Source organism: Bradyrhizobium sp., from assembly GCF_030654605.1.
Lineage (GTDB): Bacteria > Pseudomonadota > Alphaproteobacteria > Rhizobiales > Xanthobacteraceae > Bradyrhizobium.
This window is the reverse complement of the sequence record NZ_JAURXB010000166.1, coordinates 1-6,387: the sequence shown is the minus strand read 5'-3', so window position 1 is coordinate 6,387 and position 6,387 is coordinate 1. Positions and strand designations below refer to the sequence as shown.

Annotated in this window: 3 protein-coding genes; 1 reads left to right on the top strand and 2 read right to left on the bottom strand. The window is 62.3% G+C overall.

Features of this window, described 5'->3' with window-relative positions:
* Positions 1-284: 284 nt before the first annotated feature.
* Positions 285-2,513, bottom strand: a complete 2,229-nt coding sequence (locus tag Q7U29_RS15455; protein WP_304742887.1) for a CHASE2 domain-containing protein — start codon at positions 2,511-2,513, stop codon at positions 285-287.
* 128 nt (positions 2,514-2,641) lie between these two features.
* Here Q7U29_RS15455 and Q7U29_RS15450 point away from each other — a divergent pair, with 128 nt between their 5' ends.
* Positions 2,642-3,808, top strand: a complete 1,167-nt coding sequence (locus Q7U29_RS15450; RefSeq protein ID WP_304742886.1) for a hypothetical protein — start codon at positions 2,642-2,644, stop codon at positions 3,806-3,808.
* 5 nt (positions 3,809-3,813) lie between these two features.
* Here Q7U29_RS15450 and Q7U29_RS15445 read toward each other — a convergent pair whose 3' ends face one another.
* Positions 3,814-6,177, bottom strand: coding sequence for an Ig-like domain-containing protein (locus tag Q7U29_RS15445; protein WP_304742884.1), 2,364 nt, complete (start codon positions 6,175-6,177; stop codon positions 3,814-3,816).
* Positions 6,178-6,387: the final 210 nt, after the last annotated feature.

Here is a 6,387-nt window from a genome sequence, read left to right as displayed (position 1 = left end):
CTCGACTCCACGGCGACGAAGCTCGGCCGTTTCGCCGGCCGCGCCTTGGCGGAACTGAAAAAGCGCACTGGGGACCGGAAGCCCTAGTATCGACTATCCGAGATTGGTGAGTCGCTTGCAGCCCATGCTTCGAGACGCTCGCGTCGCTCGCTCCTCAGCATGAGGTTGTGGCGTTTCAACAAGGTAAACCTCATCCTGAGGAGCGGCGTCTTCGCCGCGTCTCGAAGGATGGCAGCAACACGGACTTATGATTCCAGGCACTAGGCAGGGACGACAATAGAGTGCTACTTCGTCAGCAGCGCGAACGCGCCATTCCAGTTTTCCGGCGGCGGGTTTTCCTGATAGAGGCGGATCCGCGCCTCGTACAGATCGTACAGATATTCCAGCGCGTGCCCGTCGTCGGACTTGCGGCCGCGTTCGATCGCCGCCAGCGCGCCGTCCCAGTCGCGGTTGCGATAGCACCCCAGCATCTCGATGGTCAGGTTGCGCAGGCGCTGAAACCTTTCGGATTGCGCGGTGTCCTCGCGGCCGGCGATGGCATAGATCACCTCGGGCTCCTTCTTGCCCTTGACCATGATGAAGTCGAGCTCGAGGATCGCGAACTTGTCCTTCACCGCCATCGCGGTCTTGGAGCCGATGATGATCGGGAATCCGTACTCCTTGGACTGCCCCTCCAGCCTCGAGGCCAGATTGACGCTGTCGCCGAGCACCGAATAGTCGAAGCGCAAATTGGACCCCATATTGCCGACGACGCAGACGCCGGTATTGAGGCCGACGCCGACATTGATCGGGATATAGACGTGGCCGCCGTCCTGCGCCTCGATCTCGCGCTCCTGGTTGAGTTCGTCGATCCGCTCCAGCATGTCGAGGGCGGCCTCGCAGGCGTTGATCTCGTGCTGTTTGTCGTCGAGCGGCGCGTTCCAGAACGCCATGATGGCGTCGCCCATGTATTTGTCGATGGTGCCCTTGCGATCGAGAATGGCGTTGGTCAGCGGCGTCAGGAACCGGTTCATCAGCGCGGTCAGCCCCTGCGGATCGTGCTTGTAGGATTCCGAGATGGTGGTGAAGCCGCGCACGTCGGAGAACATGATCGTCATCTCGCGCTCCTCGCCGCCGAGCTGGAGTTTTTCCGGCGACTGCGCCAGCTGCTCGATCAGCGCCGGCGACAGATACTGGCCGAATGCCGAGCGAATTTGCCGCCGCTGCTTCTGCTCCCGCACGAAGCTCGAGAACACCAGGGTCAGGTAAATCGACATGGTCGACGCCAGCGGATAGGTGAAATCGATCAGCAGGCGATGCTGGGTGTAGAAATACCAGGAGGTGCCGATCAGCGCCGAGGCAAACAGGGCGCCGACCGCCACCAGCGTGACCGGTCCGAAGTTCGGCGCAAACGCGATCACCAGAAGCCCGAGGATGAGTGCGAAGAAGAATTCCGTGGCGATAGCCCAATTGGGCTGCGACAACACGGTTCGGGTCAGCACGCTTTCGAGCACCTGGGCATGAATTTCGACGCCGGGCATGACCGGATCGACCGGCGTGGTCTTGGTGTCGAGAAGGCCGACCGCCGAGGTGCCTATCAGCACCAGCTTCTGCGCGATCTTCTCGGGCGGCACGCGGCCTTCCAGCACATCCAGCGCCGAGACGTAGATCGACGGATCGCGGCGTGCGAAATGCACCCAGACCTGGCCGTTGCGATCGGTCGGAACCTCGAAGCCCGAGACGGCGACGCTTTGCATGCCGGCCTTGTCGGCCTTGGTCAGGATCGTGCCGGAGCCGGAGGCCACCCGCAGCATTTCGAAACTCAGCGACGGCATGGTCGCGCCCTGCGCCAGCATGATCATCGGCACCCGCCGCACGATGCCGTCGCGCTCGTTCTTGATGGTGAACAGGCCGCGCCCCGCGGCCGCCTGCTCCAGCACCGGGATGTTACGCAGCAGACCAGGAAAATCGTACAGGAACGGCTGCGGCTCCTCGCCGCGCATCGCCAGTCCCGTCACCGGCAGTGATTTGTCGAGTTCGCCGAGCACATAGGGGAAGCCGGACTGGCCCAGCACCACGCGCGAGCGTTTGAGCGAATCGGCCAGGATCCGATCGTTGCTCGGCAGCGCGCGCAGCTTGGCCCTGACATCCTCGTCGAGATTGGGGATGGTGTCGGCCGCAACCGCCGGATTGAGCCGGTCGGGCTCCGCGAACACGATATCGAAGGCGACCACGATCGCGCCCTGCGCGGCGAGCCTGTCGATCAGCTCCGCGACCCGGGTCCGCGGCCATGGCCACTGGCCGAGTTTCGCCAGGCTCTTTTCGTCGATGTCGATGATGGTGACCGGTCTTGCCGTCTTGACCCGCGGCTCGATGACCTGGAAGCCGTCGAAGGTCCTGACCCTGAGCTCCTCGACGGCAAAGGGATCGGCGACGCGCAGCGCCGCCAGCCCGACCAGGATCGCGAGGCAGACCAGCCTGGCAATCCCGAACCTGCGCTTGAACCAGCGCCGCAATACCCTCAGCCGCTTCATCCCGTCTGGGTATCACATCAGGGGATCGCGGCACCAGATGCCGGTTTCAGGGACGTCACTATAACCTGCGCATAAATCGGTTATATGCTGGCTGATCCGGCATCTCGAAGCTTTGGGGCCCAGGGAAGATGTCCAACCGTGTGAACGGCACCCTTGCGCAACCTGCACCGCGCCATGAGACCATTCGCGCCTTGCTGCGGGCCGGCGACAATGACGGGGCGATCGTCCAGCTCTGCACCATCACGGTCAGCGATCCCGACGATCTCGTGGCAAAGGAATTGCTGTTCGACGCGTTCTTCCAGAAGCGCGAATGGGCGGCGGCGCTGACGCTCGCCGAGGAACTGAACCGACGCCAGCCCGGCATGGCGCGGATGCAGAAGGCGCGGATCGCGACGCTTTCCAACATGAAGCGCTTCGACGAGACGATCGCACAGGCGCAAGCCTACATCGCGGAGCACGGCGAAGACCTCACCATCCTCGACACCCTCAAGGTCGCGCATTTCTACACCGGCAGGACCGCCGACGCGATCCGTTACGGCCAGCGCGCCCTCGACCTGCGCGACGCCGAGGCCTGCCGAAAGCCGTTGCCGTTCACCCTGAAGGAGCCCGCCGGGCCGCCGGTGGGGCGCAAGGTCATTTCATTCTCGCTGTGGGGACCGACGCTCTTCTACACCTATGGCGCCATGATCAATCTGGTGCTCTGCCGGAAGTTCTATCCGGACTGGACCTGCCGCTTCTACGTCGACGCGACGGTGCCGCCGGCATGCATCGGCTTTTTGCGCGAGAACGCCGCCGAGATCAGGAACATGGCGGACGAATATCCGGGGGTGGGGCTGTTCCAGCGCTTCCTGGTCATGGACGACCCGACGGTCGGGTATTTTCTGGTGCGCGATTGCGATGCAAGGGTATCCGCCGCGGAAGCCGATGCCGTCCAGCAATGGATCGACAGCTTCTATCCGTTTCACGTGATGCGCGATCACGTCATGCACAACGAACTGATGATGGGCGGCACCTGGGACGGTCGCGCCGATTGCGGGATCGGTATCGCCGAACTGATGCGCCGCTATTTTGTCAACGGGCCGACGGCGAAATACGGCCACGACCAGCGCATGCTCGGCCTGTTGCTGTGGCCGCTGATCCGAGAGCGATGCCTGGTGCACGACCGGCATTACCGGCTGGCCGGGGTTCGGACGGTGCCGCTGGCCGAGCGCAAGGGGCATTTCGGTGCGGGGCACCAGGATCTCGCCGCGGTGCTGGGCGAAGTCGATCGGATGGGGATTCCGCGGGTGGTGTAGGAGGGCTAGAGGCTATTGCCGCCGCCGCCGGATGGCAGGATAAAGTCGCTGTCACGCAGGCTGGCCAATGCGACATTTTTCAACAGAATCGTATCCTGGTTGAGATGCTCGCCATTCACATTGAGATCGATCAGCACATCGCCATTGACGGCGGTCGCGTGGCTCGCGAGCCAGTGCGCGAAGTCATTGGGGCCGCTCGCAGCGAACGCTTCATGGCCGAGATTGATGTCGTCCTGCCCAGGCGCAAAAGCGATAATCGTGTCGTGTCCATTGCCGGCGGCTGCGAATACAAACTGATCATTGCCGCCGGTGGCATAGAGAATGTCGTTGCCTGCCGTGCTGGACAGGGTCGGATTGGTTCCGGTGACATTGAAGATGAAATTGAGGCTATCGGTGCCCTGGCCGTCATTGATCGTGAGGGTGACCATGTCCGTCGACGGCGGAGTAACGATGTCCGTCATATAGATCAGACCATCCTCCAGCATCTGGTTGATGGCGGCGAGGCTGCCGGTGGCAGACAGCGTGCCATCGCTGCCGTCGTTGAAACTGTCGAAATCATCGACTGAGCCAACCGGAGCAAGGGTGCCGTCGCCGGCCACCGCGGTGATGGTGAGATCATCGGTATAGCCGTCCAGGATCGAAAGGTGGCTGATCATCGCGCCGAAGGCGCTTCCGGCCGTTTGCAAATCATTGCTCAGGATGACCGGCCCGCCTTCGACCGTCACGCCCTGTTCGACATACAGCGTACCCAGGACGAGCTCGTCTTCCGTGTATTCGTACACGTCGAACGACACCCCTGCCGTCGCAGAATCGCCGGCATAGAATGCGCCCGATTGCGCCAGAGCCCATTGACCGCCGGGATGCCCGTAATACTCGCCGGCCAGCACCAAGGTGTCGCTGCCGTTGCCGAGAATTCGTCCCACATGGCCCGCATTGACCAGGTACAGGTCTTCGGGCTCGACGACGATGGCGTTGGCATGGGTCCTGTTGAGATCGATGATTTCGATGTTGGTCAGATTCTGACCTTCGGGCCCAGCGGCCAGATTGAAGGCGCCGGACAGTCTGACGGTGTCGACCCCGTCGCCGCCGTCGATATTCCATGCGGCGTTGTCGCTGATGGTAATGACGTCGTTGCCCTTGCCGGCGTCGATGTTATCGGCGTCGCCTCCGGCATCGAAATAATCAACGAGGTCACCGCCCCGCAGCACATCCAAACCGATACTGCCGTGGCTGTCATAGCCATACGCGGCTAACATGCCGTCGAACTCGGTGGAGTCGGGATTGTCCACCGCTTCGTCAAGCAATCCCGCCGGAAGATTGTATCGCACCGCGTCAAACAGGGGGGCGCCCGACGGACCGGAGACATGGAAGCCCTTGATCAGGCCGCCGCTGATGGAATATTCGCCATCGCCCAGATCGTCGAATATCAGCCCCTTGGCATCGATCTCAATGGTCCTGCCTTCGTTCACCACGGTGATGTGCGTTTCGTCAATCGACGTGATGTCGCCATAATGAAGGTCGTTCCACAGCGTGGTCGTGTCGTAACCATCTGCCGTACGCACCCTGAGGTCGACCAGCGAAGGCTCGAACGTCACCGTCACCGTCGCGGGAGAGGAGATCGCGCCATGGCTGTCGGTAATGGTGTAGGTAAACTCCTCCGACAGGGTCTGACCGGGCTGCAGGTCGTAGATCGGAAGCCCGGCAAGCGGGTCGCCGTCAGCGTCCCGGCCGATCGCGTAGATGAAGTCGCCGGCATTGACGTGGAAGTCGACAAATCCTCCGAACGTCACCGATAGATGTTCGGTGGCGTAGAACTGCATCGTCCCATACTGCCCCTGGATGGTGTAGGTGCCGTCGCCCGGTGTCGCCTCGTTCTCGCCGTACGCAGCACCGGAGATCGCGAACGCGTCCTCGTCGGGGTCGCTATCGTTGGTGATCAGCGTGCTGGCGATGGCGATGTAATCGGGACGGACAAGGACATTGTCGGCGCCCGCCACCGGGGCTTGATTTGATCCCGGGACGTTCACCGTCGCAGTGAATTCATCGATGTTGTGACCACCGTTGGCGGTGCCGCCGCCGTCGTCGAGCCTGAACGTGACCGTGCGGGTACCGGGGGCCACTGCATTCGGCTTGGCATTCTCGAACTGAATCGCCTGCGTCAGCCGCTCAACGGCATCATCGGTGGCGTTGCCGTTCAGCGCGACCGTCAGGCTGTTGATGTTGTCGGTAAGCGTGCCGATGTCGACAAAGTCGGCTCCATCGCCATAACCATCGGAATCGAAACTCACGATGTTACCGGAAGCATTGTAGTGGATGTATTCGCTCTCCGCGAGCGACAGCGTATCGCCCTGCTGGCTGCCCGCCGTCACCGTCGCTGTCAGCAATCCGCCGGCGTAGTTGTCGCTGTCGATATCGCTCGCCGAGACATTGGTCGCGATCGCGACCGGATTGCCCGTGTAGCTTATCCCGACGCTTTGGCCGGTGAAGTCAGGAGCGTCGTTGACTGGTACCGGGGCAAATATGAAATCGCTCTCGACCAGTTCAGCGACGCCGCGCAGGTCCAGCGTGCCGCGCTCGCC

Excerpts from the sequence above, each read along its gene's own strand:
- Q7U29_RS15455 (WP_304742887.1), bottom strand. The coding sequence starts at position 2,513 with ATGAAGCGGCTGAGGGTATTGCGGCGCTGGTTCAAGCGCAGGTTCGGG.
- Q7U29_RS15450 (WP_304742886.1), top strand. The coding sequence starts at position 2,642 with ATGTCCAACCGTGTGAACGGCACCCTTGCGCAACCTGCACCGCGCCAT.